The organism is Microbacterium tenebrionis, from assembly GCF_903645325.1.
In the GTDB taxonomy this organism is placed as follows: Bacteria; Actinomycetota; Actinomycetes; order Actinomycetales; family Microbacteriaceae; genus Microbacterium; species Microbacterium tenebrionis.
Genome location: NZ_CAHJXQ010000001.1, coordinates 413116 through 435852 on the forward strand (window position 1 = coordinate 413116; position 22737 = coordinate 435852).

Below are 22737 nucleotides of genomic sequence, written 5' to 3' on the forward strand. Positions count from 1 at the left end.
GCGTCCGGCTCGCTAAGCTGGACGCCGTTCGCCGACTTAGCTCAGCTGGTAGAGCACCTGTCTTGTAAACAGGCGGTCGCGGGTTCGAGTCCCGCAGTCGGCTCCGTAGTTCTCCCGGCGTCAGCGCTCGCTGTTCGGCCGGCGTCCGCGCCGCGGGCGATCGTGCCAGGCCGCGATGGCCTCCGGCGTCAGGTCATCGCGATCCCAGAGGTATCCCGAGACGTTCCCGATCGGGTCGATGAACGCATCGCTCGCGGGCGAGGCCTCACCGGCGTCCCGGCGTCGCATCGTCTGCCGCAGCGACACCGGCGTCACGCCCAGGAGCTCGGCTACCTCTTCGATGGTCGCGTAGCGCGCCGCGAAGCGCGGTTCCGTCGTCCCGTCGCGCAGTGCGCGGGGACGCGGGCGGTCGTCTTCGGACCCCATGATCTCTCCCGATCTGTGCAGTCAGACCACGATAGCCGACCACTACGATGGCGCCATGGGCGATGCCGTCTCCCGTCTCGATGTGCCAGGGACGTACAACTTCCGCGAGGTCGCGCCCGGGGTACTGGCGCCCGGCGTGCTCTATCGTTCGGATGCGCTGCACCGGCTCGACCGAGCAGGCCGGCGACGCATCCGCGAATTCGGCATCGGGACCGTGCTCGATCTGCGATCGACCATCGACCGCGGTGTGAGCGGTCGTGATCGTCTGCGCGGCACGGGCGCCGTCCGGGTCGGCATCCCGATCGACGGCACACCCCGGCGGATCGATCTCGACACGATCAGCCTCTCCGGTGTATATCGGACGATCGTCTCCCGCCATCGCTCTGCGCTGGGGCGCATCGTCCGAGAGATCGCGGCGTCCGACGGCGCCGTCGTCGTGCACTGCACCGCGGGCAAGGATCGCACGGGTCTGGTCGTCGCGCTCGTGCTGGAGGCGATCGGCATCGACCGCGCGGTGACGCTTGCCGACTACGCCGCGACGGCGGCGAACCTCGAGGGGGAGTGGACGGAGCGGATGCTGCGCAAGGCGCGCACGTTCCGTGTACGGATCACCGACGAGGTCGTCGCGGTGCTCACCGGGTCGCCGTCCCAGGTCCTCGCCGACGCCCTCGACTGGATAAACGACGAGTACGGCGGCGTGTCCGCGTATCTGGCCGGCGCCGGCGTCGACGACAGTGTGCTGACGGCGCTGAGGGACAAGCTCCTCAGCGCTCGTCCGCCCGCGGCGCAGCGCTGACCCTGCCGGCGACGTCGGCGGACGCGATCAGCGCCTCGTCGATGAGTTCTCGACTCGGGGCTCCGGTGAGCCAGTCCGCACTCATGGCCGGCGGGATGAGCACCGGCATCCGGTCGTGGATCTCGACGAGGTGATCGGGCGCCGGAGCCATGACGATCGAATAGCAGGTGACCCACTCGCCGTCCGGGGTCCGCCCGCGCTGCGTGACCGCGGCCATGCCGAACAGGGCGCCCTCGTCCACGCGGAACTCGTGCCAGACCCGCTCGGGCTTGCGCATCTCGAACCACCCGGTCGTGGGCACGATCGCGCGGCCGCGCATCTTGCCCGGCTGATCCTGCAGACGCTCGGAGCGGGTGTTGATCGAGGGGAACTTCGACGGCTGTCCGCCCACGAGGAACCCCCACCACGCCGTCTCGAGCGCGGCGGGCCCGTCGTCCGCCGGCACGATGAGCGGGTTGAGGTTGCGCAGATTCCTCCCGGTCGGTCGCAGCGTCTCGCCATCGTTCGCCTGCGCCCACGAGCGCAGTCCTTCGAGAATGTCGGCGTCGGCCTCGGCCAGGAGCTCGACATCGGTGAAGCGTGGATCCAGCCCATAGCTCGCGCACATGCCCGTCAGCGTACCCGCCGCCGCAGACATCGGCGCCGCGCATCCTCGGGTACTGTGCTGAGGTGACCCCGAACCGCCGACTGCCCGCCCCGGTCGCACTCGGCGGGGCCGTCGCCATCGGGGTGATGACCGCTATCCAGGCGCGGGTCAACGGCGTCCTGGGCGTGCGCCTCGGCGACGGCATCGTGGCCGGGCTCGTCTCGTTCACGGCGGGGCTGATCATCCTCGTCGCCGTCACGGTCGCAGTCCCGTCGTCGCGAGCAGGCGCCGCACGCCTGTGGAACGGTCTGCGCACCCGGCACGTGCCCATCTGGATGCTGTGCGGCGGCGCGTGCGGCGCACTCACCGTCTCCACGCAGGGGCTCACCGCCGGTGTCCTCGGCGTCTCGCTCTTCACCGTCGGCGTCGTCGCGGGGCAGACCGTGAACGGACTGATCCTCGATCGCCTCGGCGTCGGCCCCTCAGGCGTCGTCGCCGTCACACCGGGCCGCGTGCTGGGCGGGCTGTTCGCGCTCGCAGCGGTCGGGATCTCCCTCAGCGGCGACGCTCTCGCACGCGCACCCTGGTGGCTGCTCGTGCTTCCGTTCGCGGCCGGCGTCGGGATCGCCTGGCAGTCGGCGGCGAACGGTCGGCTCGCGCAGCGGGTGGCGTCGCCGGTGACGGCGACGCTCGTGAGCTTCGCGGGCGGCACAGCCGTCCTGGCACTCGCCGCCGCGCTCAGCGTGGCGTTCACCGGGATGCCGCAGGCCCTGCCCGCTGAGCCGTGGCTGTACCTCGGCGGGGTGCTGGGCTTCGCCTACATCTTCCTCGGCGCGACGATCGTCGCTCACACCGGTGTGCTGCTGCTCGGCCTGGGTTCCGTGCTCGGGCAGCTCGTCACCTCGGTGATCATCGACCTGCTGTGGCCGGCCTCCGCGGGCCCTGCACTGTGGCAGCTCCTGGCGATGATCGGCGTCGCGGTGGCATCGGTGATCGCGGCGCTCCCGTGGCGGCGCCGCTGAACGCTAGCCCTTCGGGCGCTTCTTCGGCGCGTCCGGCTTCTTCGACTTCTTCGACGGCATCCGCGTCAGGAACGCCTCGGCGTCGATCGTCTTGCGCCGTTCGGGCCGGGAGCGCTCCGGTTTGCCGCCGACATAGAGCCAGCCGAGCAGTTCCTCGTTCTTCTCGAGGCCGTGCGCCTTCGCGACCGCGCGGGAGCGCGTGTAGTGCCCCGTGCGCCACAGCACGCCCCAGCCGGCTTCGTCCAGGAGCAGACTGAGCGTGTGCGCGACGCCCGCGGCGACGGCCTCCTGCTCCCAGCGCGGAACCTTGGAGCTCTTGCGGAAGCTCGCCACCACGGCGATCAGCAGCGGCGCCCGCAGCGGCTTCGTAGACGGGCGCGAGCGCTCGGCCTTGCCGATCGCCTTGCCGAGCCGGTGGCGGTCATCCCCGCGCAGCTCGATCAGGCGCCACGGCCGCAGCGACGAGTGGTCCGCCACCCGGCCCGCCGCGGAGATCAAGCGGACGAGATCCTCGTGCGATGGCGCATCATCGGTGACCTTCGACCAGGATCGCCTGGTCAGCGCCGCATCGAACGCGCTCAAGCTTCGGGAGTCTCGGGGCTGAAGTTCAGAGCCAGGGAGTTCATGCAGTACCGGTCGCCGGTGGGCGTGCCGAACCCGTCGGGGAACACGTGGCCGAGGTGCGAGCCGCAGCTCGCGCAGCGGACCTCGGTGCGCTGCATCCCCAGGGTGTTGTCCTCGAGCAGCTGTACCGCGTCGGGTCGGATCGACTCGTAGAAGCTCGGCCAGCCGCATCCGGAGTCGAACTTCGTGCCGCTCTTGAACAGTTCGGCGCCGCACGCGCCGCAGGTGTACAGCCCGGCGCGGGACTCGTCCAGGAGCTCGCCGGTCCAGGCGCGCTCGGTGGCGGCTTCGCGCAGAACCGCGTACTGATCGTCGCCGAGCTCTTCGCGCCATTCGGCGTCGGTCTTCTTCACGCTGTAGTCCATACGTCCTCCTGAGTCGCTTCCATTGTCCCCCGTCCACGAGGCAGGAGGGCCATCATGACGAGAGGTGACGACGGCGGAGGGAGAGAATGGAGCCATGACGGATGCTGTTCGCGAACGCTACGAGCGCTTCGCGCGCGACGAGGCGCCGGGCCGGTCGGACCTCTACACGGAATGGGCGCGGGGTGCGGCATCCGATCCCGAGGTGCGAGCGATCCTCGCGCGCATCCCTGAGAACCGGCGCCAGCCGCCCCTCGTCTTCGCCGTCACCCGGATGCTGGGCGCACCGCTCGACGGATACCCGGTCTGGCGCGCCTTCGTGCGGGCGAATGCGGACGCCGTCGTCGCGGAGTGCGCCGCGCGCAGTGTGCAGACCAACGAGCCGCTTCGTCTCGCCCCGCTGCTGCCCGTTCTCTCGGAGATCGACGGCCCCATCGCGCTGCTCGAGCTCGGAGCGTCGGCCGGCCTGTGCCTGTACCCCGACCGCTACTCCTACCGCTTCGTCGACGAGGACGGACTGCTGCGGGCGAGCCTCGACCCGTCGGGCGGCGTCTCGTCGGTCGTGCTCACCAGCGAGGTCCGCGGTGCCATGATGCCGGCCCTGCGGATGCCCGAGGTCGTGTGGCGCGCAGGCATCGACCTCGCACCCCTCGACGCCGGGGATCCGCGCGATCGCGCCTGGCTGCAGGGTCTCGTCTGGCCCGGCGAGACCGGGCGCGAGGAGCGGATCGCCGCGGCGCTCGACATCGCGGCATCCGATCCTCCGTCGATCGTGAAAGGGGATGCATCGCAGGTCGCAGCGGTGGCGGCATCCGCCCCGCCGGACGCGACACTCGTGATCACCACGCCCGGCGTGCTCGCGCACATTCCGCGTGCGCAGAGGCTGGCGCTGATCGACCGCGTGCGCGGTCTGCCCGCCCGCTGGATCACGATCGACGCGCCCGCGCTGCACGAGGCATGGAACCCGCCCGTGGACGCCTCGACCTGGCCGGGCTTCGTCGTCGCTCTCGACGGCGACGTGCGCGCCGCGGCGGATCCGCTCGGCGGCTGGTGGGAGTGGCGCGCGAGCGCAGGGCCGTCGCGCGCCTAACCTGGACCCATGCTCGGAGACCTCACCGATCGCGATCGCGCGATCCTCGCCCTGGAGGCGGCCTGGCCGCGCCACGGCGGGAGCAAGGAGGAGGCGATCCGCAGCACGCTCGGCATGAGCCCCGCACGCTACTACCAGCTGCTGGGCCGGCTCATCGACACCGAGCAGGCGCTCGAGCACGACCCGCTCCTGGTCCGGCGGCTGCGCCGGTTGCGCGAGCATCGCGCAGATCAGCGCAGTGCGCGGATGCGCGGTTTCGCCGGGTAACATCAACGGGTGCCCCAGCCCGTGAGAGACCGCTTCGACGACATTTCCCGAACCTCAGGACGTGTGGGGGCGCATCGCGCCGAGGCACCGGGCATGAACGGCTGGATCGTGCTGCTGTGGTCGGTCGTCGCAGCACTCGTCCTCATCGTCGCCGGCATCTTCGTCGCTCTCGTGATGATGGGGCGGATCACGCTGTTCCCGGTCGCCGAGGATTCCGCGGCGCCTCTCCCGGAGGAGACCGGGGTTGTCGACACGAGCTACTCCGTCCTCATCCTCAACGCCACCGCCGAGGAGGGGCTCGAAGAGCAGGTGCGCGAGACCCTTATCAACGCGCAGTGGCCGGATGAGCTCATCAGCTACGGCCCCGCGGGGCAGCAGGACTTCGCCGAGACCACCGTGTACTGCGTCGCCGACGACGAGCGCGAGGCGGCGCTGGGCCTCGCCGATCTCATCGGGGGAGCCCTGGTCGACCAGAGCGACATCTACGCCGATCCCAATGACCCGGAGCAGAAGCAGCTCGTCGTCGTGATCGGTCTGGACCGCTCGAGCACTCAGCCGGAATCCACCCAGACGCCCGCCGAGTAGACGCCGCCCTCACGGCTTGCACTCGATGGGGTCGAGTGCCAGAATGGGCGTTAGCACTCTCTTCCTCTGAGTGCTAAACCGAACGCATACGTCCAGGAGGGACGACAAAACTCATGGCAAAGATCATCGCTTTCGATGAGGAGGCCCGCCGCGGCCTCGAGCGTGGCCTGAACATCCTCGCCGACGCTGTCAAGGTGACCCTCGGCCCGCGCGGTCGCAACGTCGTGCTCGAGAAGAAGTGGGGCGCCCCCACGATCACGAACGACGGTGTGTCGATCGCCAAGGAGATCGAGCTGGACGACCCGTACGAGAAGATCGGCGCGGAGCTCGTCAAGGAGGTCGCCAAGAAGACCGACGACGTCGCCGGTGACGGAACCACCACCGCGACCGTCCTCGCCCAGGCGCTCGTGCGCGAGGGCCTGCGCAACGTCGCCGCCGGCGCCGACCCGATCTCGCTCAAGCGCGGCATCGAGAAGGCTGTCGCCGCGATCACCGAGGAGCTGCTCTCCAGCGCCAAGGAAATCGAGTCCAAGGAGCAGATCGCCGCCACCGCGTCGATCTCGGCCGCTGACAGCGAGATCGGCGAGCTGATCGCCGAGGCCATCGACAAGGTCGGCAAGGAGGGCGTCGTCACCGTCGAGGAGTCGCAGACCTTCGGCACCGAGCTCGAGCTCACCGAGGGCATGCGCTTCGACAAGGGCTACCTGAACCCGTACTTCGTCACGGACCCCGAGCGCCAGGAGGCCGTGTTCGAGGAGCCCTACATCCTCATCGCGAACTCCAAGATCTCGAACATCAAGGACCTCCTCCCGATCGTCGACAAGGTGATCCAGGACGGCAAGGAGCTCGTCATCATCGCCGAGGACGTCGAGGGCGAGGCTCTCGCGACGCTCGTGCTGAACAAGATCCGCGGCATCTTCAAGTCGGCTGCCGTCAAGGCTCCCGGCTTCGGCGACCGCCGCAAGGCCCAGCTGCAGGACATCGCGATCCTCACCGGTGGTCAGGTCATCACCGAAGAGGTCGGCCTCAAGCTCGAGAACACCACGCTCGACCTGCTCGGCCGTGCGCGCAAGGTCATCATCACCAAGGACGAGACGACCATCGTCGAGGGCGCCGGTGAGGCCGACCAGATCGAGGGTCGCGTGACCCAGATCCGTCGCGAGATCGAGAACACCGACAGCGACTACGACCGCGAGAAGCTCCAGGAGCGCCTGGCGAAGCTCGCCGGCGGCGTCGCCGTCATCAAGGCCGGAGCTGCGACCGAGGTCGAGCTCAAGGAGCGCAAGCACCGCATCGAGGACGCCGTCCGCAACGCGAAGGCTGCCGTCGAAGAGGGCATCGTCGCCGGTGGTGGCGTCGCGCTCATCCAGTCCGGCACGAAGGCGCTCGACGCCCTCGAGCTGTCGGGCGACGAGGCGACCGGCGCGAACATCGTCCGCGTCGCCATCTCGGCTCCGCTGAAGCAGATCGCGATGAACGCCGGCCTCGAGCCGGGTGTCGTCGCCAACAAGGTCGCCGAGCTGCCGACCGGTGAGGGCCTCAACGCCGCCTCCGGCGAGTACGTCGACATGTTCGACGCCGGCATCATCGACCCGGCCAAGGTGACCCGCTCTGCTCTGCAGAACGCGGCATCCATCGCCGGTCTGTTCCTCACCACGGAGGCCGTCGTCGCCGACAAGCCCGAGAAGGCCGCGGCTCCGGCCGGCGACCCCACGGGTGGCATGGACTTCTGATAAGCCCAGTCCGTACAGAAGCGCCCCGGCCGTCACGCCGGGGCGCTTCTGCGTTCCGTCGGGGCGGTCAGTGCCGGAACAGGCTCGCGGAGTACTGATCGGCGTCGGAGTACTGCGTCGCCGCGGATCCGAGCGCTGTGCCGATCGAGTCGAGGACCTGCTCGACGTGCAGCTGGGCGGCCGCCCACTGGTCGCTGCATCCCTGGAAGGCGGCCGATGCCGCACCGGTCCAGGACGACTGCAGCTGGGTGAGCTGCGCCTTCAGTGCCTGTGATTCGCTGCGCAGTCGCTCCATCGTGGCTCGTGTCTGGCCGTGCGCTGCGAAGACCGCCTCGGTGTCGACTGTGAAGACGGACATGAGAACTCCTCTCGTAGGGAGCTCTCACGCTAGAGGAGCGGTCGTCCGGGCGTTCTGCGCGAACGCGGGACCCGTGGACGGACGGCCGCGGCGCGGGTATGTGCAGAACGGGTCAGACGTCGTCAGGAGACAGCCGCTCGATCGGCTGGGTGTCTTCGAGCAGATGCTCGGGCGTCGCCTGCGCAGGCGCGAGCGGGAGGGTCACGGTGAACGTGGCACCGCCGCCGGGCGTCTCATCGACGCGGACGCTTCCCTTCAGAGCCGACATGATCGACGCGACGATCGCGAGCCCGAGGCCCGATCCACCGGTCTCCCTCGCCCGGGAGGTATCTGCGCGCCAGAAGCGCTCGAAGATCTGCTCGCGGATCTGGGGCGGGATGCCTTCGCCGTGGTCGACGATCGAGATACTGGCCGTGCCGGCGACGCGGTCGGCGTCGACGACGAGCTCGATCGGCGCATCCTCGGGTGAGAACCGGCGGGCGTTGCCGAGCAGGTTCGCGATCACCTGGCGCACCTTGTTCTCCTCGCCGAGCACGATCGGGGGCGTCGGCACCGGGACATCCTCCGCCTCGGTGAAGTCGATCTGCGGCATCGGCTCGGCGGTGCGCGGGCGCCGCCGCAGACGCGCGAGCGCGCCGGCGCGCGGCTTCGGAGCCGGCGGGTGCAGTTTCGGCAGTGCGGGCCGGGTGCGAGCAGGTGCCGCCGTGCGCGCATCCGCGGTCCTGTCGACGACGGTGATCGTCCTGTTCGGCGCGGCGGCGCGGACGTCGAGAGCGGCATCCCTGGCGATCGGGCGCAGGTCGAGCGGGTCGAGCTGGAGCTCTGGCTGTTCGTCGAGCCGGGCAAGGTCCAGCAGGTCCTCGACGAGGACGCCCATCCGGATGGCCTCCTTCTCGATGCGCTCCATCGCCCTGGCGGTGTCCTCCTCGCCGCGGATGGCGCCCATCCGGTAGAGCTCCGCGTAACCGCGGACGCTCACGAGGGGTGTGCGCAGCTCGTGACTCGCATCGCCGATGAACCGTCGCATGTGCTGGACGGTGCGGTCGCGCTGGGCGAGCGAGCGGTCGATGCGCTCGAGCATGGTATTGATCGCGAAGTTCAGGCGCCCGACCTCGGTGCTGGGCTCGAGGTCCGTGAGCCGCTGGCTGAAATCGCCCGAGGCGATGAGCATGGCCGCCGATTCGACCTGTCCGAGCCGGCGGAACGTGAGCGTGACGAGTCCGCGGGTGAGGAGCGCGGCGAGCAGGATCGTCACCAGCGCGACCGTCGTGTACACGCCGAAGTACTGCGCGATGATGGAGTCCGCCTCCGCGAGGGGGAGGGCGACGAACTGCACGTACAGGGTGCCGTCGGCGCCCGGCACCACCCCGACGGCGCCGCGGAACTCGTGGCCGTCGGCACTGCGCAGCGGGATCTTCTCGCCGTCCAGCGCGTGCGCCTGCTCGAGTGCGAGCGATGCGTAGAAGGCGGGGGCGGCGTCGCCGGTCGCCCCGCCGGCCCTCGCGAGGAACGTGCCGTCGGCTGCGTACACCGTGAAGGTGTAGTCGGCTGATCGGGGCGCGTTCTCGGAGAGCACGAGCTTCTGCTCGCCGTCGACCGTCTCGACGTCGAACCACCGGCTGACGAGGTCGCTCGCGGCGAGCGAGGGCAGCTGGGACTCGATGTTCTGGATGAGCGAGCTGCGCAGCAGCGGCACGGTGCCGATCCCGGCGATCACGAGACCCAGGGCGAGGACCGCCACGGTGACACCGGTGACCTTGGCGCGCAGGCTGATGCGTCGCCACCAGCTGGTGATCGCGTCAGGTTTGTGCGCCATGCGCGCTCCCTTCGCGGTCTACTTGCCCACCTTGAGCATGTAGCCGAAGCCGCGCTTGGTCTGGATGACGGACTCCTCGGTGTGCGGGTCGATCTTGCGCCGGAGGTATGAGATGTAGCTCTCGACGATGCCCGCATCGCCGTTGAAGTCGTACTCCCACACGTGGTCGAGGATCTGCGCCTTGGACAGCACGCGGTTGGGGTTGAGCATGAGATAGCGCAGCAGCTTGAACTCGGTGGGGCTGAGCTCGATCTGCTCCTTGCCGACGAAGACATCGTGGGTGTCCTGATCCATCGACAGCTCGCCGGCGCGGATGATCGACTCCTCGTCGGCCTGCATCGTGCGGCGCAGGATCGCCTGCACGCGGGCGACGATCTCGTCGAGAGCGAACGGCTTGGTCACGTAGTCGTCGCCGCCGGCGTTGAGGCCCTCGATCTTGTCCTGCGTGTCGTCCTTGGCGGTGAGGAACAGGATCGGCGCGGTGAACCCGGCTCCCCGCAGGCGCTTGGTGACGCTGAATCCGTTCATGTCGGGGAGCATGACGTCGAGGATGATGAGGTCGGGCTCCTCCTCGAGGACGGCCGAGATCGTCGCGGCGCCGTTGGCCACCGTCTTGACCTGATAACCGGCGAAGTTCAGACCGGTGGACAGCAGGTCTCGGATGTTCGGCTCGTCGTCGACGACCAGGATGCGTGCATCAGTCATGCCCCCATTATGGTGACTTCAGCCATGCGGGGGCTGATTGTCTTGCGGAGCGCCCGTATTGTCGTGTTGTCGTGGACGGTCATGCGGACCGCGAGAGCGATGGATGCCACCCCCGGGGCGCCAGGGTCGACGGTGAGCCGGTGCGGATATGCGGGTTCCCGCCGTCGGCCCGCTCCTGTTCGTGGTCTACTTCGGCTCTCTCGGCGTCGCGATCGCCGCGTCGATCGTGTGATCAGGCCGCGGCCAGCGCGTCCGCATCGAGGATCGTGTAGCTGTAGCCCTGCTCGGCGAGGAAGCGCTGGCGGTTCTGCGCGTAGTCCTGGTCGACGGTGTCGCGGGCGATGAGCGTGTAGAAGCTCGCCGTGTGCCCGGACTCCTTCGGGCGCAGCAGGCGACCGAGACGCTGGGCCTCCTCCTGACGTGACCCGAACGAGCCCGAGACCTGGATCGCGACGGACGCCTCGGGAAGGTCGATGGAGAAGTTCGCGACCTTCGACACGACCAGCAGCTCGATCTCACCCTCGCGGAACTGCCGGTACAGCTCCTCGCGCTCGTCCACCGGTGTGGCCCCGGTGATCTGCGGCGCGTTCAACGCCTCGGAAAGCGTCTCGAGCTGGTCGAGGTACTGGCCGATCACGAGGATGCGCTCGCCGGGGTGCTTCGCGATCAACTCGCGAACGGCGTCGATCTTCGCCGGGGCGGATGCCGCGAGGCGGTAGCGCTCGTCATCCGTCGCCGCCGCGTACTCGAGCCGGTCGTCGGCGGGCAGGTCGACGCGCACCTCGTAGCAGGCCGCGGGCGAGATGAAGCCCTGCGCCTCGATCTGCTTCCACGGCGCATCGAAGCGCTTGGGTCCGATGAGGCTGAACACGTCGCCCTCGCGGCCGTCCTCGCGCACGAGCGTCGCCGTCAGGCCGATGCGCCGCCGCGCCTGGAGGTCGGCGGTCAGCTTGAAGACCGGCGCGGGCAGCAGGTGCACCTCGTCGTAGACGATGAGGCCCCAGTCCATCTCATCGAGCAGAGACAGGTGCGCGTACTGGCCCTTCCGCTTCGCCGTGAGGATCTGGTACGTCGCGATCGTGACCGGCTTGACCTCTTTCGCCTGCCCCGAGTACTCGCCGATCTCCTCCGGGGTGAGGCTCGTGCGCTTGAGCAGCTCGTCGCGCCACTGTCGGGCAGAGACGGTGTTGGTCACGAGGATCAGCGTGGTCGTCTTCGTCGCGGCCATGGCGCCGGCGCCGACGATCGTCTTGCCCGCGCCGCAGGGGAGCACGACGACGCCCGAGCCGTCCTTCGAGAACGCGTCGACGGCATCCTGCTGGTAAGGGCGGATCTGCCAGCCGCTCTCGTCGAGCTCGATCTCGTGCGGGGTGCCGGGTGTATAACCGGCGAGGTCCTCGGCGGGCCAGCCGATCTTCAGCAGCTCCTGCTTGATCTGGCCGCGCGCCCAGGCGTCGACGACGAAGGTGTCGGCGGAGGGGTGGGAGATCAGCAGGGGCTGGATGCGCTTGTTGTTCGCGACCTGGGCGAGGACAGCCGGGTCCGTCGACCGCAGGATCAGGGTGCCCTCGTCGTCGCGCTCGATCACGAGACGCCCGTAGCGGTTCACGGTCTCGCGCAGATCGACCGACACGGAGGGCGGCACGGGGAACCGCGACCAGCGATCGAGGACCTCGAGCATCTCTTCGGCGGTGTGCCCGGCGGCACGAGCGTTCCACAGGCCGAGCCGGGTGATCCGGTAGGTGTGGATGTGCTCGGGCGCGCGCTCGAGCTCGGCGAAGATCGCCAGTTCGTGGCGGGCCGCCTCGGCGTCGGCGTGCGCGACCTCGAGGAGCACGGTGCGATCGCTCTGGACGATCAGGGGGCCATCGGACATAGCTTTCGAGTCTACCGTTCCCCGGTCGCCGTGGCCCCTGATCCTGCCGAAGGGTCGATCACGCGGGCAGAGCGGATGCTGCGCACGGGCAGGGTGCGCTCCACGTCCGCCGCCCGATCGCGTCCGCGCAGGCGGCCGCCGCCGAGCCCGCTGGCCTCCAGCTGCAGTTCCCGCGCCGTGCCGTCGGGCATCTCGATCTCGACGAGCAGGACGGCCTTGGAGCGCACGGCCGCCTCGAGCTCGCGGTCGAGCCATGCGGCATCCGCATCGGGTCCCTGGCGCTCGCGGAGCCGGGCGATCAGCGGCAGGTAGTCCGGGGCGGCCGGAGGAGCGTGGCCGGGGGCGGGGTTGCGGTCCACGACGAGGGGCGTCCGTCGTCGCCGACGATCATCGCGGGGTAACGGGCATCGGTCAGGGTCCAGTACACGGTGTCCCTGCCGGCCCTCGAGGTGAGGCCGTCGGCATCCCTGGCGAGCGCCAGCGGGCGCAGCGCCTGGTCGACGCCCATCGCGTCCAGCAGGGTCGCGTCGACGCTGGCGACGCGTGTGCGGCCCGACGCATCCGTGAACACCCGCACCAGGCCGTGGCGCTGATCGGTCTGGGTGACGAGGTACTCCAGTGGCTGAGGGATGCCGGTCAGAGAGATCTCCGCGAGGAAGTCGAGGATCGAGGCGGCCGTCTCGCCGGAGGTCAGCGCCTGCGCGACGGAATCCGCGGTGAACCGGTACGACGATGCCTGCGCGGCCGACTCGCGCACAGCGATCCGGCGCAACCGCACATCGAGGGCGGGTTGCAGCGGCCCCGGCGCGATCGCCGTGAGGTCGTTCTGCAGGAAGATACGGTCGACCTCGGTGGGGAGCATCCGCTGGAGGGATGCCGGGTCCGCCGGTGCTCCTTCGCGCAGCGGAACGGCCCACTCGGGCTCGGAACCGTCGTCGGCGATGAGTCCCAGCAGTCGAGCCCGCTCCGCGATCGCGGAGCACTGCTCGGGCCACGCGGTGCTCCAGGGGTACTGAGCAGCCCAGGCCGTGGTCGGGAGCCACCCGTCCCCGTCGCGCAGACCTCGGGGGAGCGCCGCGCGGAACGCCTGGACGAGTCCGGTCCATCGCGCAGACGCGGACTCACGCAACCAGGAGTCGGCCGACTCGGTTGCGACGAGGCGCCGGTCGAGCGCCGCGAGGAGTCCGGCATCCACGGCGATCGCGGCGAGGTCGTCGAGGGTCTCCGGTGCCGTGCCCGTCGCGGCGATGCGGCGCTTCTCGCCCGACGCGAGTGCCCCTCCGGTCAGGAGGGCGAGCGGCGTATCGGAGGCGAGGAGCACGAGGTCGGCGAGCGCGGCCACCGTCGTGAACGCGCGCTCCGCGGCGCGCGCCGCCGCGCTCTCATCCGACGGCTCAGGGGGCGGGGTCTCGGATGCCGTGGGATCCTGCCGTGCCGTGACGGCCTCCGCCACCGGAGGGGCGGGCGTTCCGTCGGGGCGCAGCAGCGCCAGCGCGATCAGCGGTCCGGCGTCGTCGCCGGCGTCGTCACCGTTCACCGACCGGCGCAGAGCGACGGCCTCGGTCAGGGGCAGCCGGGGAAGGGCGCGCTCGATCGATGCCGGCTCGAGCAGAGCCTCGGCGGCATCGAAGAAGTCCGACCAGGCGACGTCCGCCCGCACGCCGCGCGCCTCGAACAGGGCGGCCAGCTGCGCGTCGGGCGCTTGGGCCAGCCACACGGCGAGCGGGCGTGCGTGCGTGCTCATGTCACGAGCGCCTCGCGGCCCGTCCCTTCCGCACGAAGCTCATCACGAGCAGTGCGATGATCATCACGAACGCGAGCGGGAGACCCCAGAGCGGGATCGCCGCGACGACCGGCCAGACGCCCTCGCTGAACGAGGCCTGGTCCATTCCGGTGGCGCTGCCGATGATGATGGCGAAGAAGCAGATCACCGAGAGCGCGGCCAGCGTCAGCGCCGTGAACGCCAGGATGCGATCGATTCGACCGACGGGAGCCTCCGGCCCGGATTTCTGCGTGCTCATCCGTCTCAGCCTAGCCCCTGGAACACCGGTAGGCTGGGGTGTGGCCGCGCATGAGCGGGCCTTTATATCGGCACCATCACCCAGCGAGGTTCTCCTATGCCCACCGGCAAGGTCAGGTTCTACGACGACGAGAAGGGTTTCGGCTTCATCGCCACAGATGACGGCCAGGACGTCTTCCTCCACGCCTCAGCCCTGCCCGCCGGCGCCACCGTCAAGTCGGGCGCCCGCGTGGAGTTCGGCGTCGCCGACGGCAAGCGCGGCCTGCAGGCGCTCTCGGTGCGCGTGCTCGAGGCTCCGGTGAGTCTGTCGAAGGCCAAGCGCAAGCCCGCCGACGACATGGCCATCATCGTCGAGGACCTCGTGAAGCTCCTCGACGGCATCGGCGGCGACCTGCGGCGCGGCCGCTACCCTTCCAGCAGTCACGGTCGGAAGATCGCGGCGGTTCTGCGCAAGGTGGCCGATGACCTCGACGCCTGAACCCCCTGCCGAAGAGTCCTCTGCCGAGGTGGATGACCGCCTGATCGGCGCGCACGCCCTCGCCCTCGCGGCTCTGCAGGAGATCACGCCCGCCTCGACGATCGGTCCGGCCGCCGGATACGTCGCCGAGGAGGACGGCTCGGTCTCGCTGCGGTTCGAGAACCGCCTGCCGGGCTACCCGGGCTGGTACTGGACGGTCACGGTCGCCCGTGTCGACGACGCCGAGCCCACCGTGCTCGAGGTCGAGCTGCTCCCGAACGAGGGTGCGCTGCTCGCACCGGAGTGGGTGCCGTGGGCGGAGCGTCTCGCGGAGTACCGAGCGCACCAGGCCGAGCTCGCCGAGCAGGCAGCGGCGGCAGCCGAGGGCGGAGACGCGGATGCCTCGGATGACGACGCCGCCGCGGACGACGACCTCGACGAGCTCGATGAGGACGACGACGCGGACGAGCCCGACATCCTGCATGCGGGCGACCTCGACGGCGTCGACATCGACGAACTGGACGAGTCCGGCGCGGACGACGCCGACTCCGACGAAGTCGACGACGCCGATGACGTGGACGACGCCGACTCCGACGAAGAGGAGTGAGCGCCGGATCAGGCGCCGCTGTTCTCCAGCACGTAGTCGATCGAGCGGATGAGCTGACGCACATCGTCCGGCTCGATCGAGACGAACGTCGCGATGCGCAGTTGATTGCGACCGAGCTTGCGATACGGCTCGGTGTCGACGATCCCGTTTGCGCGCAGCGTCTTCGCGATGCCTGCGGCGTCGATGCTGTCGTCGAAGTCGATCGTGACGACGACGGGGGAGCGGTGCGCGGGGTCGGTGACGAACGGCGTCGCGACCTCGGATGCCTCAGCCCAGTCGTACAGTGCTTGCGATGACTCCGCCGTGCGACCGCCCGCCCAGGCGAGCCCGCCGTTGTCGTTGATCCACTGCAACTGCGAGTCCAGCAGGTGCAGGGTGGTCAGTGCGGGGGTGTTCAGCGTCTGGTTCAGACGGGAGTTGTCGACAGCGTTCTTGAGGCTGAGGAATTCGGGGATGTAGCGGTTGGACGCCGCGATCCGCTCGATCCGCTCGATCGCGGCCGGGGACATCGCCGCGAACCAGAGTCCGCCGTCGGAGCCGAGGTTCTTCTGCGGGGCGAAGTAGTAGACATCCGTCTGCGTGACGTCGAAGTCGATGCCGCCGGCGGCGCTGGTCGCGTCGATCACCGTCAGCGCCCCGTCGGCTGCGACGCGCTCGATCGTGGCTGCGACACCGGTCGAGGTCTCGTTGTGGGGCCAGGCGTAGACGTCGATGCCCTCGATGATCTCGGCCTGCGCGCGTGAACCGGGCTCGGCGGCGCGGACGTCGGGCGCTTCGAGCCACGGGGCCGCGCGGCCTTGGCGAACTTCCCGCCGAACTCTCCGAAGGTCAGGTTCTGGTGCGTCGCTCGATGAGGCCGAAGGCGGCGGCATCCCAGAACGCGGTCGAGCCGCCGTTGCCGGTCACGATTTCGTACCCGTCCGGAAGACGGAACAGGGTTCCCAGCTGCTCGCGGACGCTGCCGACGAGGTTCTTCACGGGCGCCTGGCGGTGCGAGGTGCCGAGGATGCTCGCCCCAGCGGTGACGAGCGCCTCGAGCTGCGCCGGGCGCACCTTCGAAGGACCGCAGCCGAATCGGCCGTCGACGGGCAGGAGGTCACGCGGAATCTCGATCGCCATGGGTCGATTCTAGGTGCGCGTGCGGAGTGCCGATCGCCGTGTGACCTCGTCCGACCTCGCGCGAGGAATGTAGGCTTGCCTAAGAAGACCCGGAGGGCCAGATGACGGACTTGATCGACACCACGGAGATGTATCTCCGCACCATCCTCGAGCTCGAGGAGGAGAACATCGTTCCGCTGCGCGCTCGCATCTCCGAGCGCCTCGGGCACTCCGGGCCCACCGTCTCGCAGACGGTCGGCCGCATGGAGCGCGACGGCCTCGTCGTCGTCTCGGAGGACCGCACGCTCGAGTTGACGGATGCCGGGCGCCGCAAGGCCGTCGATGTCATGCGCAAGCACCGCCTGGCCGAGCGCCTCCTCTCCGACGTCATCGGTCTGGACTGGGCGTTCGTCCACGATGAGGCCTGCCGCTGGGAGCACGTCATGAGCGAGCAGGTCGAGCGCCGCCTCGTCGAGCTGCTCGGCCACCCCACCGAGTCGCCGTACGGCAATCCGATCCCCGGCCTCGACCAGCTCGGCGATGCGCCGGCGCGTCAGTTCGAAGAGGGCGTCATCGGGCTCGTGCAGAAGCTCAACGCCGCCGGAGAGCCCGTCGAGGGCACCGTCCGCCGGCTTGCGGAGCCCGCCCAGGTCGACCCTGAACTGCTGCAGCAGTTGCGCGACGCGGGCGTCGTCCCCGGTGCTCGCGGCAACTACCGCTACAGCGAGGGCTACGTGCTCATCGAGATGGAGGGGGCCGAAGAGGGCCTCGAACTTCCCGTCGAGCTGGCCTCGCACATCTTCCTCGTGGGTGAACCCGCCTGACCGCTCTCGGAAGATTGCCAGCCCTGCAGGGGTGACACGATCGTTATCTTCCGGTAACCTCGGACAGGTCGTCGGCGGAGAAGCCCGCCGATGACAGCCCCCGCGAGGATCGCCTTCCCGGCTCGTCGTCCTCGCGGTCACATCGCACGAAGTACCCGAGCTAGTGCCACGAGAGCAGAGTGCTGACGAGCCAGCGCACCCGAGCGCTGAGGCGCAGGAGGACACCTTTGGCCGAAGTCATCGAACCGATCACGACATCTGAACAGAGCCTGAAGCGCCGGCGCACCGTCGCGCCGCGCGAGGCCGCCCGCAAGATGGTCGCCCCGATGCGTTCGATCGCGATCTTCGGCGCCGTCGGTGCGCTGGTCGCCGCCGGCGCGCTCCCCGCCTACGCCGCGTCGTCCGGGTCTGGATCCGCTGACGCCACAGCCACGCTGCAGCAGGTCGCGGTCGGCGACGCGCAGTCGCTCGTCGTGGCATCCCAGGCGACGGCATCGCCGCTTGACCGCTCGACCTACTCCGCGACCACCCCCGAGGAGATCGCCGAGAAGAAGGCCGAAGAGGCTGCGAAGGCCCGCGCGGCAGCCGCCGCGGCAGCGGCGTCCGCGTCCGCGTCCGCATCCGCCGGGGCGCGGACGTTCGACGTCGGCAACTATGCGCTCGTCTCCCCGGGATCCGGTGAAGTGCGCTACCCGCTCCCTCGCGGTTCGTACACCGAGGGTCGCACGATCGGCGGCGGGCACAACGGCGTCGACATGCTCGCGCCTCAGGGCACGCCCATCTACGCCGCAGCGGCGGGCGTCGTCCGCGCCTCGGCCGAGAGCATCGGCGGCTACGGCGTCGCCGTGATGATCGACTCGGTCGTCGGCGGGCAGAGCCTCGCGACCACCTACGGTCACATGACCTACGGGTCCCGTCAGGTGCAGGCAGGCCAGACGGTCGTGGCCGGGCAGCTCATCGGCTTCGTCGGCAGCACTGGTCGTTCGACGGCGACCCCCCTGCACTTCGAGGTGTGGGTCAACGGCAGCCTGTACGAGCCGTACGCCTGGCTCGCCGCCAACGCCGGCTGAGTCTCCGGCTCGCTTTCCGCCTGGGCGACACGCGCCCGAGTGTTCACCGACCGTTTCGTCATCTCGCGGCCTGATGGGCTAGCCTGTTCCCGTCGTCGCACGGACGGGAGAAGCTGATGGAAGGAACTCCGGGCATCCGCACCATGGATGCACTCGGTCGTCACGTCCTTCGGCATTGCCCGCAGGGATGCACCGAGCTTGTCGTGTGCGCGAGGCGTCGTCCATAGGACGGCGCCTTTTTTCGTCTCTGCGTGTCGTCTGTCGCCCTCGCGGCGTCATTGGTTCGAGAGTGCCGGGAAGCCGTCCCGGCGGATCGAGAGGATGACGATGCGCACACTAGTTCTGAACGCGGGCTACGAGCCGCTGGCTGTGGTCTCGTTCAAGCGAGCACTCGTGCTCGTGATGAATCACAAGGCGACCGTGATCGAGCGGGTGGAGGACGATCCCGTCCGGGCGTCGGGCGGGCCATACGACAGACCAGCCGTCATCATCCTGTCCCGATACGTCCGCGTTCCGATGAGCCGGCGCGTGCCGGTCACGCGGCGGGGAGTGCTCCGCCGTGACAATCACCGGTGCGGATACTGCGGCAAGGCGGCATCCACGATCGATCATGTCCTGCCGCGCTCGCGCGGGGGAGCGGACTCGTGGGAGAACCTCGTCGCCTGCTGCCTGCGCTGCAACAACGTCAAGAGCGATCGCACGCCCCAGGAGATGCACTGGGAACTGCGATTCACGCCTCGCCAGCCGAACGGCAACAGCTGGACCGTCCGCGGAACCGAGCGCAGCGACCCGTGCTGGGAGCCGTACCTCGCGCTCGCCGCGTGACGCCACGCGCGTCAGTATCGAGGCGGATGGTGAGCGATCCGTGTCGGGCGGTCGGCTCGTGAAGCGCTGCCGCCCGAGACCGCCTCGTCGAGCTCGGCGAGGAGTTCGTTCAGCGTGCGGTAGCGCGACCGCGACGGGCACGGGCTGCGGAGCCACAGCACGTCGTAGGTGCCGATATCCGTGCGGTCGACGTAGGCGATCAGCCGCGAGGCATCTGACACACTCCGCGCGGGATCGCAGATGCGCCAGGACTTGCGGCTGATCGCGATCACCTCCCACTCGGCGCCGCGGTGGGGGAGATCATCGGTGGTCATCGTCACAGGATCTCCTCGGGCGGCTCGGTCGTTCCTCATGATTCTTGCTTCAGGCGGTACGTCGGCCAAGGGGGTTGACAGCGCAGGGACCGTCCGGGGCGCACAACTCGTCGTCGGCGTCAACCCCTCGCGGAGGTGCATCGACTGTGGAAACGTGGGCATTCCGAACGAGGAGGACCGCACATGAACTCTCGCAACGAGCGCCAGCCCTATCAGCCCACGACGACGCACGCCGGGTGGGGCGAAGGCGACCCCCATCTGACCGTGACTCGAGAGGATGATCGCTTCGTCTTCGCGCTGACGGCCGACCTCGTACGGATCGGATCGGCGGCTGACAACGAGCTCCGTCTCGATGAGACGGATCCCGTGCACGCCGAGATCGCGCACGACGATCGGGACGAGTACGTGCTCACGATGCGCGGCGAAGGAGAGACGAGTGCACGCACGGACGTCGCGGCCACCGGCACAGACGACGATTCGATGATCCTCCGGACCGGAGCGAGATTCACGGCGGGGCCGTGGACTCTGGTCTTCGGTCGAGCGGAGTCCTCCGATCACGGACGACCCTACGGTGGACGCGTCGGCGGGGAGTTCTCCGACCAGCGCGAACAGCCCTCGCGCCCGGACTACGCGCAGGGCGCTCATCAAGCGTCGGACGACGACCGTCCCCCGCAGGGCGGCGCCGACGAAGTCAAGGACGGATGAGAGGAGAAGCGGATGCCACGCGGAGCGAACTCACGATTGAAGGATCCCGAGCTCTATGAGGAGCTTCGAGACGACGGCGCATCGAAGGAGAAGGCTGCCCGGATCTCGAATGCGACGGGCGGCACCAAGAAGGGACGCTCGGAGGTCGGACGGCGCGGGGGCAAGGCCGGCGACTACGAGGACTGGACCGTCGACGAGTTGCGCAAACGGGCGAAAGAGCTTGGGCTGACCGGTTACTCCGGCAAGCGCAAGGCTGAGCTGATCAGCGCCCTGCGCAATCACTGACACCCAGCACAGGAACGATCCATACGGTGGCGCGGACAGCGTGATCCATCGACGAGGATGCAGACTGCCCGGGACGGACGTCAGTTGCCGTTGCCCGCCGCCGGGGCCGAGGCGCCGCCGAGCAGACGTATGATCGCGATCTCGGCGCTGGTGATCTCGGGACTCCCGCCTACGGGGTGGGGATGAGTCGCGTCAGCGGGTGGCTAACGAATCGGCAGCGGGTGTCCGTGGAGCGCCGGAATCCGCGGGTTCCGGCACGACGTGCAGTCCAGTGGGGGAGTTGGCCGTGAAGGCCAGCGCGTCGACCCATGCACGGTTGATGGCTGGTCGCCGGCTGCCGTAGTACTTGAAGACCAGGGCGCTGCCCGCGTGCAGCCAGACCGTGGTTCGACCGCCGCCGATGCTCACGTCTTCGCGCCAACTGAACGGGAAAGGCTCGCCACGACGCAACTTCGCGCTGATCACGAGCTGCACGTGCGCGAGTGCCCTATCTTCCAACTCGTGCTTGACGTTGCCCTCGTAGATGAACTGACCCATGCGAACGCGCTCCCTGGTTGCGCACGATTCGTCGTGCACCGCTGGCGCTTCGCGCTCAGACGGACTTGTGCCTCCTCGACAGCATAGGTGCGTTTCGCCGAGCATCGGCTCGTTCGGATCGTCCGGCCACGAGCCGATCGGAGGCTCAGGAGTCCGTCGCCGCATCAGGCTCGGTCAGGGGTCGCCCGATGACGCCGATCCCCACGGCTTCATGGCTCGGCTCCGCGTCGTCATCCACGGGCTGGCGGGGTTCGTCGCCCGGCTCCTTCTCCGTGCTCGGCTCCTGCATCTTATCCGTGGTGGGCTCGGTCACCGGCTTCTCGCCATCGCTCCCGGCGCCCTCGCTGTCTGCGCGCTGGTCAGTCATCAGCTCCTCCTTGATCGCGTTGTCCTGGTGAGGCCATCGTCCCGCGCTGGCGCGCAAAGGGGTACCCCCGTTGACAGCGACGCCAGGAGCGGGGTAGCGGCGAGCATCACGCTCGCGGTGCCGAAGCGGAGAGTGCCCCTGGAGGGACTCGAATGCGAATCGAGCAATTCGCATCCCGGCATAGACCGACAGACTCCGCGTAATTACGCGGATTTTGGAAGTCGCGACGACATCAAACTACGTCCGAAAACCGCTAGTTGGAAACAGGATGCGGCCAAAAGGCGGCCACGCCGCGGCTCTGAAGACCTGTCCTGAAGGGGCGCTCAGATGTATGCCGAAATGGGATGCGTTCAGACGCGAGATGGCCGAATTGTCGAAGGCCATTTTTTGAGCAGTTTGTCGCTGATTGCTTGCCATGGGTGAGCAACTCGCACATTTGACGTTTCGCGCGGCGCGTTGCTGTTACCGGTCGATCGATGGGCCGGAAGGTGATCCTGGAGGCTGGTGGGGCCGCATCTGTTCGTCGTTGTCGGCGCGCATCCTGTTGTGTGTCTCGCGGGTGATCAGGTCGACGGCGAGGCCGGCTTCGCGCGCCCGGGCCATCATGCGCGTGGCGGTGCTGACGCTTACGCCGAGCTGCTCCGAGACGAGCTTGAGGGGCGCCAGGTTCACCGTCGCCGCGATCCGGTACAGCGTCACCGCGTCGCGCACCGTCTCCTCGTAGGTGCGATCGGTGCGTGACTTCACCTCTGCCAGGTACTCGCGGAGAGGTTCGCTCTTGCTCTGCGCTCGGGTCACTTCGACCACGCGCATCGATGAGACCGCGACGAGGTACTGCACCCGTACGTCACGGAGGGCGGCCGCTGTCACCTCCGCGCCCTCCTCCGCGCGATCGAGGCGGACCGATGACGCGACGGTGCGGCGCAGCTGCTCGTCGAACACCACGCGGAGATGGATGGCTCCAGCGACGTTCGGCTCGCCGGTGGCGACGACATCCCATGCTTTCGGGATGCTCACGCCGTCGCTGACATCGATTCGCTCGTTGTCGGTCACCTCGACTGCCACGTCACTCATGCCGTGAGCCTTTCACGAATAAGGCCGGATGAGCAATACATGTCGCGGATTGCTCACGACAGGAGTACGGTGTGGGCAAGTGCTGACATGCATTGCTCACGATAGGAGAAGGACATGAACAAGACAGACACTTCACTCGCCCTGACGATGAAGGATGCTGCCAAGCTCGTCGGCGTCGACTACCGCACCATCAAGCTCGGCATCGAGAACGGCACCATCCCCACGGTCCAGCTCGGGCCCCGCCGGATGATCCCGCGTGTCCCGCTGCTGCGCGCGTTTGGCGTCGACGTCAGGTAGTCGCGCGACAA

General features: G+C 68.9%; 29 protein-coding genes, 1 tRNA gene and 1 pseudogene. 15 read left to right on the forward strand and 16 right to left on the reverse strand.

Annotation, left to right across the window (positions count from 1 at the left end; genetic code table 11):
- Positions 1 to 30: 30 nt before the first annotated feature.
- Positions 31 to 103: transfer RNA gene (locus tag HWX58_RS02060), tRNA-Thr, on the forward strand.
- A 17-nt stretch (positions 104 to 120) separates the two neighbouring features.
- On the opposite strand, the gene HWX58_RS02065 is transcribed toward HWX58_RS02060, so the two are convergent.
- A complete protein-coding gene (locus HWX58_RS02065; RefSeq protein WP_175985410.1) occupies positions 121 to 426 on the reverse strand; it encodes a hypothetical protein in 306 nt (101 codons plus the stop codon).
- Between the two features lie 55 nt (positions 427 to 481).
- On the opposite strand from HWX58_RS02065, the gene HWX58_RS02070 reads away from it, so the two are divergent.
- Positions 482 to 1222, forward strand: a complete 741-nt coding sequence (locus tag HWX58_RS02070; protein WP_175985411.1) for a tyrosine-protein phosphatase — start codon at positions 482 to 484, stop codon at positions 1220 to 1222.
- On the opposite strand, the gene HWX58_RS02075 is transcribed toward HWX58_RS02070, so the two are convergent.
- Positions 1191 to 1829 carry an SOS response-associated peptidase family protein gene (locus HWX58_RS02075; RefSeq protein WP_175985412.1) on the reverse strand — a complete coding sequence of 213 codons (639 nt, stop codon included), beginning with the start codon at positions 1827 to 1829 and terminating at the stop codon, positions 1191 to 1193. The genes HWX58_RS02070 and HWX58_RS02075 overlap by 32 nt on opposite strands.
- 62 nt (positions 1830 to 1891) lie before the next feature.
- On the opposite strand from HWX58_RS02075, the gene HWX58_RS02080 reads away from it, so the two are divergent.
- Positions 1892 to 2830: a DMT family transporter gene (locus tag HWX58_RS02080; protein ID WP_284690592.1), complete on the forward strand. Its 939-nt coding sequence runs from the start codon at positions 1892 to 1894 to the stop codon at positions 2828 to 2830.
- Between the two features lie 3 nt (positions 2831 to 2833).
- Here HWX58_RS02080 and HWX58_RS02085 read toward each other — a convergent pair whose 3' ends face one another.
- Both HWX58_RS02085 and msrB read right to left on the reverse strand, forming a co-directional pair.
- Positions 2834 to 3412 (reverse strand): nitroreductase family protein, encoded by a 579-nt coding sequence (locus tag HWX58_RS02085; protein ID WP_175985413.1) that lies wholly within the window; start codon positions 3410 to 3412, stop codon positions 2834 to 2836.
- Positions 3409 to 3819 (reverse strand): peptide-methionine (R)-S-oxide reductase MsrB, encoded by a 411-nt coding sequence (gene msrB, locus HWX58_RS02090; protein WP_175985414.1) that lies wholly within the window; start codon positions 3817 to 3819, stop codon positions 3409 to 3411. The genes HWX58_RS02085 and msrB overlap by 4 nt, the downstream gene beginning before the upstream one ends.
- Before the next feature lie 94 nt (positions 3820 to 3913).
- Here msrB and HWX58_RS02095 point away from each other — a divergent pair, with 94 nt between their 5' ends.
- The 4 genes from HWX58_RS02095 to groL all read left to right on the forward strand — a co-directional run bounded on the left by HWX58_RS02095 (position 3914) and on the right by groL (position 7491).
- Positions 3914 to 4906 carry a DUF2332 domain-containing protein gene (locus HWX58_RS02095; RefSeq protein ID WP_175985415.1) on the forward strand — a complete coding sequence of 331 codons (993 nt, stop codon included), beginning with the start codon at positions 3914 to 3916 and terminating at the stop codon, positions 4904 to 4906.
- Between the two features lie 9 nt (positions 4907 to 4915).
- Complete coding sequence (locus HWX58_RS02100; RefSeq protein ID WP_175985416.1) at positions 4916 to 5173, forward strand: DUF3263 domain-containing protein; 258 nt, start codon at positions 4916 to 4918, stop codon at positions 5171 to 5173.
- A 93-nt stretch (positions 5174 to 5266) separates the two neighbouring features.
- Positions 5267 to 5758, forward strand: coding sequence for a LytR C-terminal domain-containing protein (locus HWX58_RS02105; RefSeq protein WP_175985417.1), 492 nt, complete (start codon positions 5267 to 5269; stop codon positions 5756 to 5758).
- Between the two features lie 113 nt (positions 5759 to 5871).
- Positions 5872 to 7491, forward strand: a complete 1620-nt coding sequence (gene groL / locus HWX58_RS02110) for a chaperonin GroEL (RefSeq protein ID WP_175985418.1) — start codon at positions 5872 to 5874, stop codon at positions 7489 to 7491.
- Between the two features lie 67 nt (positions 7492 to 7558).
- Here the strand turns inward: groL and HWX58_RS02115 are convergent, their stop codons facing one another.
- The 7 genes from HWX58_RS02115 to HWX58_RS02145 form a co-directional block, all read right to left on the reverse strand.
- On the reverse strand, positions 7559 to 7849 hold the full coding sequence (locus tag HWX58_RS02115) for a WXG100 family type VII secretion target (RefSeq protein WP_175985419.1): 291 nt from the start codon (positions 7847 to 7849) through the stop codon (positions 7559 to 7561).
- 112 nt (positions 7850 to 7961) lie between these two features.
- Positions 7962 to 9665, reverse strand: coding sequence for a sensor histidine kinase (locus tag HWX58_RS02120; RefSeq protein WP_175985420.1), 1704 nt, complete (start codon positions 9663 to 9665; stop codon positions 7962 to 7964).
- A gap of 18 nt (positions 9666 to 9683) precedes the next feature.
- Positions 9684 to 10370 (reverse strand): response regulator transcription factor, encoded by a 687-nt coding sequence (locus HWX58_RS02125; RefSeq protein ID WP_175985421.1) that lies wholly within the window; start codon positions 10368 to 10370, stop codon positions 9684 to 9686.
- Between the two features lie 232 nt (positions 10371 to 10602).
- Positions 10603 to 12246 carry a DNA repair helicase XPB gene (locus HWX58_RS02130; protein WP_175985422.1) on the reverse strand — a complete coding sequence of 548 codons (1644 nt, stop codon included), beginning with the start codon at positions 12244 to 12246 and terminating at the stop codon, positions 10603 to 10605.
- A gap of 11 nt (positions 12247 to 12257) precedes the next feature.
- A complete protein-coding gene (locus HWX58_RS02135; protein ID WP_175985423.1) occupies positions 12258 to 12605 on the reverse strand; it encodes a hypothetical protein in 348 nt (115 codons plus the stop codon).
- Positions 12545 to 13990, reverse strand: a complete 1446-nt coding sequence (locus tag HWX58_RS02140) for a helicase-associated domain-containing protein (RefSeq protein WP_175985424.1) — start codon at positions 13988 to 13990, stop codon at positions 12545 to 12547. Before HWX58_RS02140 ends, HWX58_RS02135 begins: the two co-directional genes overlap by 61 nt.
- A 1-nt stretch (position 13991) precedes the next feature.
- Positions 13992 to 14267, reverse strand: a complete 276-nt coding sequence (locus HWX58_RS02145) for a multidrug ABC transporter ATPase (RefSeq protein ID WP_175985425.1) — start codon at positions 14265 to 14267, stop codon at positions 13992 to 13994.
- Between the two features lie 96 nt (positions 14268 to 14363).
- Here HWX58_RS02145 and HWX58_RS02150 point away from each other — a divergent pair, with 96 nt between their 5' ends.
- Entirely contained in the window at positions 14364 to 14744 is a 381-nt protein-coding gene (locus HWX58_RS02150) for a cold-shock protein (protein ID WP_175985426.1), read from the forward strand.
- Positions 14745 to 14772: 28 nt separating this feature from the next.
- A complete protein-coding gene (locus HWX58_RS02155; RefSeq protein WP_368356402.1) occupies positions 14773 to 15330 on the forward strand; it encodes a DUF3027 domain-containing protein in 558 nt (185 codons plus the stop codon).
- A gap of 8 nt (positions 15331 to 15338) precedes the next feature.
- Here HWX58_RS02155 and serC read toward each other — a convergent pair.
- Positions 15339 to 16449 (reverse strand): annotated as a pseudogene (gene serC, locus HWX58_RS02160) (phosphoserine transaminase).
- 101 nt (positions 16450 to 16550) lie between these two features.
- Between serC and HWX58_RS02165 the strand changes: the two are divergent.
- The 3 genes from HWX58_RS02165 (at position 16551) to HWX58_RS02175 (ending at position 19147) form a co-directional block, all read left to right on the forward strand.
- Entirely contained in the window at positions 16551 to 17252 is a 702-nt protein-coding gene (locus tag HWX58_RS02165; RefSeq protein ID WP_175985428.1) for an iron-dependent transcriptional repressor DtxR, read from the forward strand.
- A 227-nt stretch (positions 17253 to 17479) separates the two neighbouring features.
- Positions 17480 to 18322 carry a M23 family metallopeptidase gene (locus tag HWX58_RS15245; RefSeq protein ID WP_284690593.1) on the forward strand — a complete coding sequence of 281 codons (843 nt, stop codon included), beginning with the start codon at positions 17480 to 17482 and terminating at the stop codon, positions 18320 to 18322.
- A gap of 327 nt (positions 18323 to 18649) precedes the next feature.
- A complete protein-coding gene (locus HWX58_RS02175; protein WP_175985634.1) occupies positions 18650 to 19147 on the forward strand; it encodes an HNH endonuclease in 498 nt (165 codons plus the stop codon).
- Between the two features lie 11 nt (positions 19148 to 19158).
- On the opposite strand, the gene HWX58_RS02180 is transcribed toward HWX58_RS02175, so the two are convergent.
- Positions 19159 to 19461, reverse strand: coding sequence for a hypothetical protein (locus HWX58_RS02180; protein WP_175985429.1), 303 nt, complete (start codon positions 19459 to 19461; stop codon positions 19159 to 19161).
- A 183-nt stretch (positions 19462 to 19644) separates the two neighbouring features.
- Between HWX58_RS02180 and HWX58_RS02185 the strand changes: the two genes are divergently transcribed.
- Positions 19645 to 20166: an FHA domain-containing protein gene (locus HWX58_RS02185; RefSeq protein ID WP_175985430.1), complete on the forward strand. Its 522-nt coding sequence runs from the start codon at positions 19645 to 19647 to the stop codon at positions 20164 to 20166.
- Between the two features lie 12 nt (positions 20167 to 20178).
- Complete coding sequence (locus HWX58_RS02190) at positions 20179 to 20451, forward strand: DUF7218 family protein (RefSeq protein ID WP_175985431.1); 273 nt, start codon at positions 20179 to 20181, stop codon at positions 20449 to 20451.
- Positions 20452 to 20643: 192 nt separating this feature from the next.
- Here HWX58_RS02190 and HWX58_RS02195 read toward each other — a convergent pair whose 3' ends face one another.
- The 3 genes from HWX58_RS02195 to HWX58_RS02205 form a co-directional block, all read right to left on the reverse strand.
- Positions 20644 to 20988, reverse strand: a complete 345-nt coding sequence (locus HWX58_RS02195; protein ID WP_175985432.1) for a DUF7882 family protein — start codon at positions 20986 to 20988, stop codon at positions 20644 to 20646.
- Positions 20989 to 21133: 145 nt separating this feature from the next.
- Complete coding sequence (locus tag HWX58_RS02200) at positions 21134 to 21355, reverse strand: hypothetical protein (protein ID WP_175985433.1); 222 nt, start codon at positions 21353 to 21355, stop codon at positions 21134 to 21136.
- A gap of 462 nt (positions 21356 to 21817) precedes the next feature.
- The gene (locus tag HWX58_RS02205) at positions 21818 to 22429 is read right to left on the reverse strand and encodes a hypothetical protein (RefSeq protein WP_175985434.1); all 612 of its coding nucleotides are present in this window, start codon (positions 22427 to 22429) and stop codon (positions 21818 to 21820) included.
- Positions 22430 to 22543: 114 nt separating this feature from the next.
- On the opposite strand from HWX58_RS02205, the gene HWX58_RS02210 reads away from it, so the two are divergent.
- Complete coding sequence (locus HWX58_RS02210; protein WP_250646043.1) at positions 22544 to 22726, forward strand: MerR family transcriptional regulator; 183 nt, start codon at positions 22544 to 22546, stop codon at positions 22724 to 22726.
- The last annotated feature ends 11 nt before the right edge of the window (positions 22727 to 22737 follow it).

Bases quoted from the DNA above. Each gene is read 5' to 3' on its own strand.
- HWX58_RS02065 (WP_175985410.1), bottom strand. From the start codon at position 426: ATGGGGTCCGAAGACGACCGCCCGCGTCCCCGCGCACTGCGCGACGGG.
- HWX58_RS02070 (WP_175985411.1), top strand. From the start codon at position 482: ATGGGCGATGCCGTCTCCCGTCTCGATGTGCCAGGGACGTACAACTTC.
- HWX58_RS02075 (WP_175985412.1), bottom strand. From the start codon at position 1,829: ATGTGCGCGAGCTATGGGCTGGATCCACGCTTCACCGATGTCGAGCTC.
- msrB (WP_175985414.1), bottom strand. From the start codon at position 3,819: ATGGACTACAGCGTGAAGAAGACCGACGCCGAATGGCGCGAAGAGCTC.
- HWX58_RS02095 (WP_175985415.1), top strand. From the start codon at position 3,914: ATGACGGATGCTGTTCGCGAACGCTACGAGCGCTTCGCGCGCGACGAG.
- HWX58_RS02100 (WP_175985416.1), top strand. From the start codon at position 4,916: ATGCTCGGAGACCTCACCGATCGCGATCGCGCGATCCTCGCCCTGGAG.
- HWX58_RS02105 (WP_175985417.1), top strand. From the start codon at position 5,267: ATGAACGGCTGGATCGTGCTGCTGTGGTCGGTCGTCGCAGCACTCGTC.
- groL (WP_175985418.1), top strand. From the start codon at position 5,872: ATGGCAAAGATCATCGCTTTCGATGAGGAGGCCCGCCGCGGCCTCGAG.
- HWX58_RS02115 (WP_175985419.1), bottom strand. From the start codon at position 7,849: ATGTCCGTCTTCACAGTCGACACCGAGGCGGTCTTCGCAGCGCACGGC.
- HWX58_RS02120 (WP_175985420.1), bottom strand. From the start codon at position 9,665: ATGGCGCACAAACCTGACGCGATCACCAGCTGGTGGCGACGCATCAGC.
- HWX58_RS02125 (WP_175985421.1), bottom strand. From the start codon at position 10,370: ATGACTGATGCACGCATCCTGGTCGTCGACGACGAGCCGAACATCCGA.
- HWX58_RS02130 (WP_175985422.1), bottom strand. From the start codon at position 12,246: ATGTCCGATGGCCCCCTGATCGTCCAGAGCGATCGCACCGTGCTCCTC.
- HWX58_RS02140 (WP_175985424.1), bottom strand. From the start codon at position 13,990: ATGAGCACGCACGCACGCCCGCTCGCCGTGTGGCTGGCCCAAGCGCCC.
- HWX58_RS02145 (WP_175985425.1), bottom strand. From the start codon at position 14,267: ATGAGCACGCAGAAATCCGGGCCGGAGGCTCCCGTCGGTCGAATCGAT.
- HWX58_RS02150 (WP_175985426.1), top strand. From the start codon at position 14,364: ATGCCCACCGGCAAGGTCAGGTTCTACGACGACGAGAAGGGTTTCGGC.
- HWX58_RS02165 (WP_175985428.1), top strand. From the start codon at position 16,551: ATGACGGACTTGATCGACACCACGGAGATGTATCTCCGCACCATCCTC.
- HWX58_RS02175 (WP_175985634.1), top strand. From the start codon at position 18,650: ATGCGCACACTAGTTCTGAACGCGGGCTACGAGCCGCTGGCTGTGGTC.
- HWX58_RS02180 (WP_175985429.1), bottom strand. From the start codon at position 19,461: ATGACCACCGATGATCTCCCCCACCGCGGCGCCGAGTGGGAGGTGATC.
- HWX58_RS02185 (WP_175985430.1), top strand. From the start codon at position 19,645: ATGAACTCTCGCAACGAGCGCCAGCCCTATCAGCCCACGACGACGCAC.
- HWX58_RS02190 (WP_175985431.1), top strand. From the start codon at position 20,179: ATGCCACGCGGAGCGAACTCACGATTGAAGGATCCCGAGCTCTATGAG.
- HWX58_RS02195 (WP_175985432.1), bottom strand. From the start codon at position 20,988: ATGGGTCAGTTCATCTACGAGGGCAACGTCAAGCACGAGTTGGAAGAT.
- HWX58_RS02200 (WP_175985433.1), bottom strand. From the start codon at position 21,355: ATGACTGACCAGCGCGCAGACAGCGAGGGCGCCGGGAGCGATGGCGAG.
- HWX58_RS02205 (WP_175985434.1), bottom strand. From the start codon at position 22,429: ATGAGTGACGTGGCAGTCGAGGTGACCGACAACGAGCGAATCGATGTC.
- HWX58_RS02210 (WP_250646043.1), top strand. From the start codon at position 22,544: ATGAACAAGACAGACACTTCACTCGCCCTGACGATGAAGGATGCTGCC.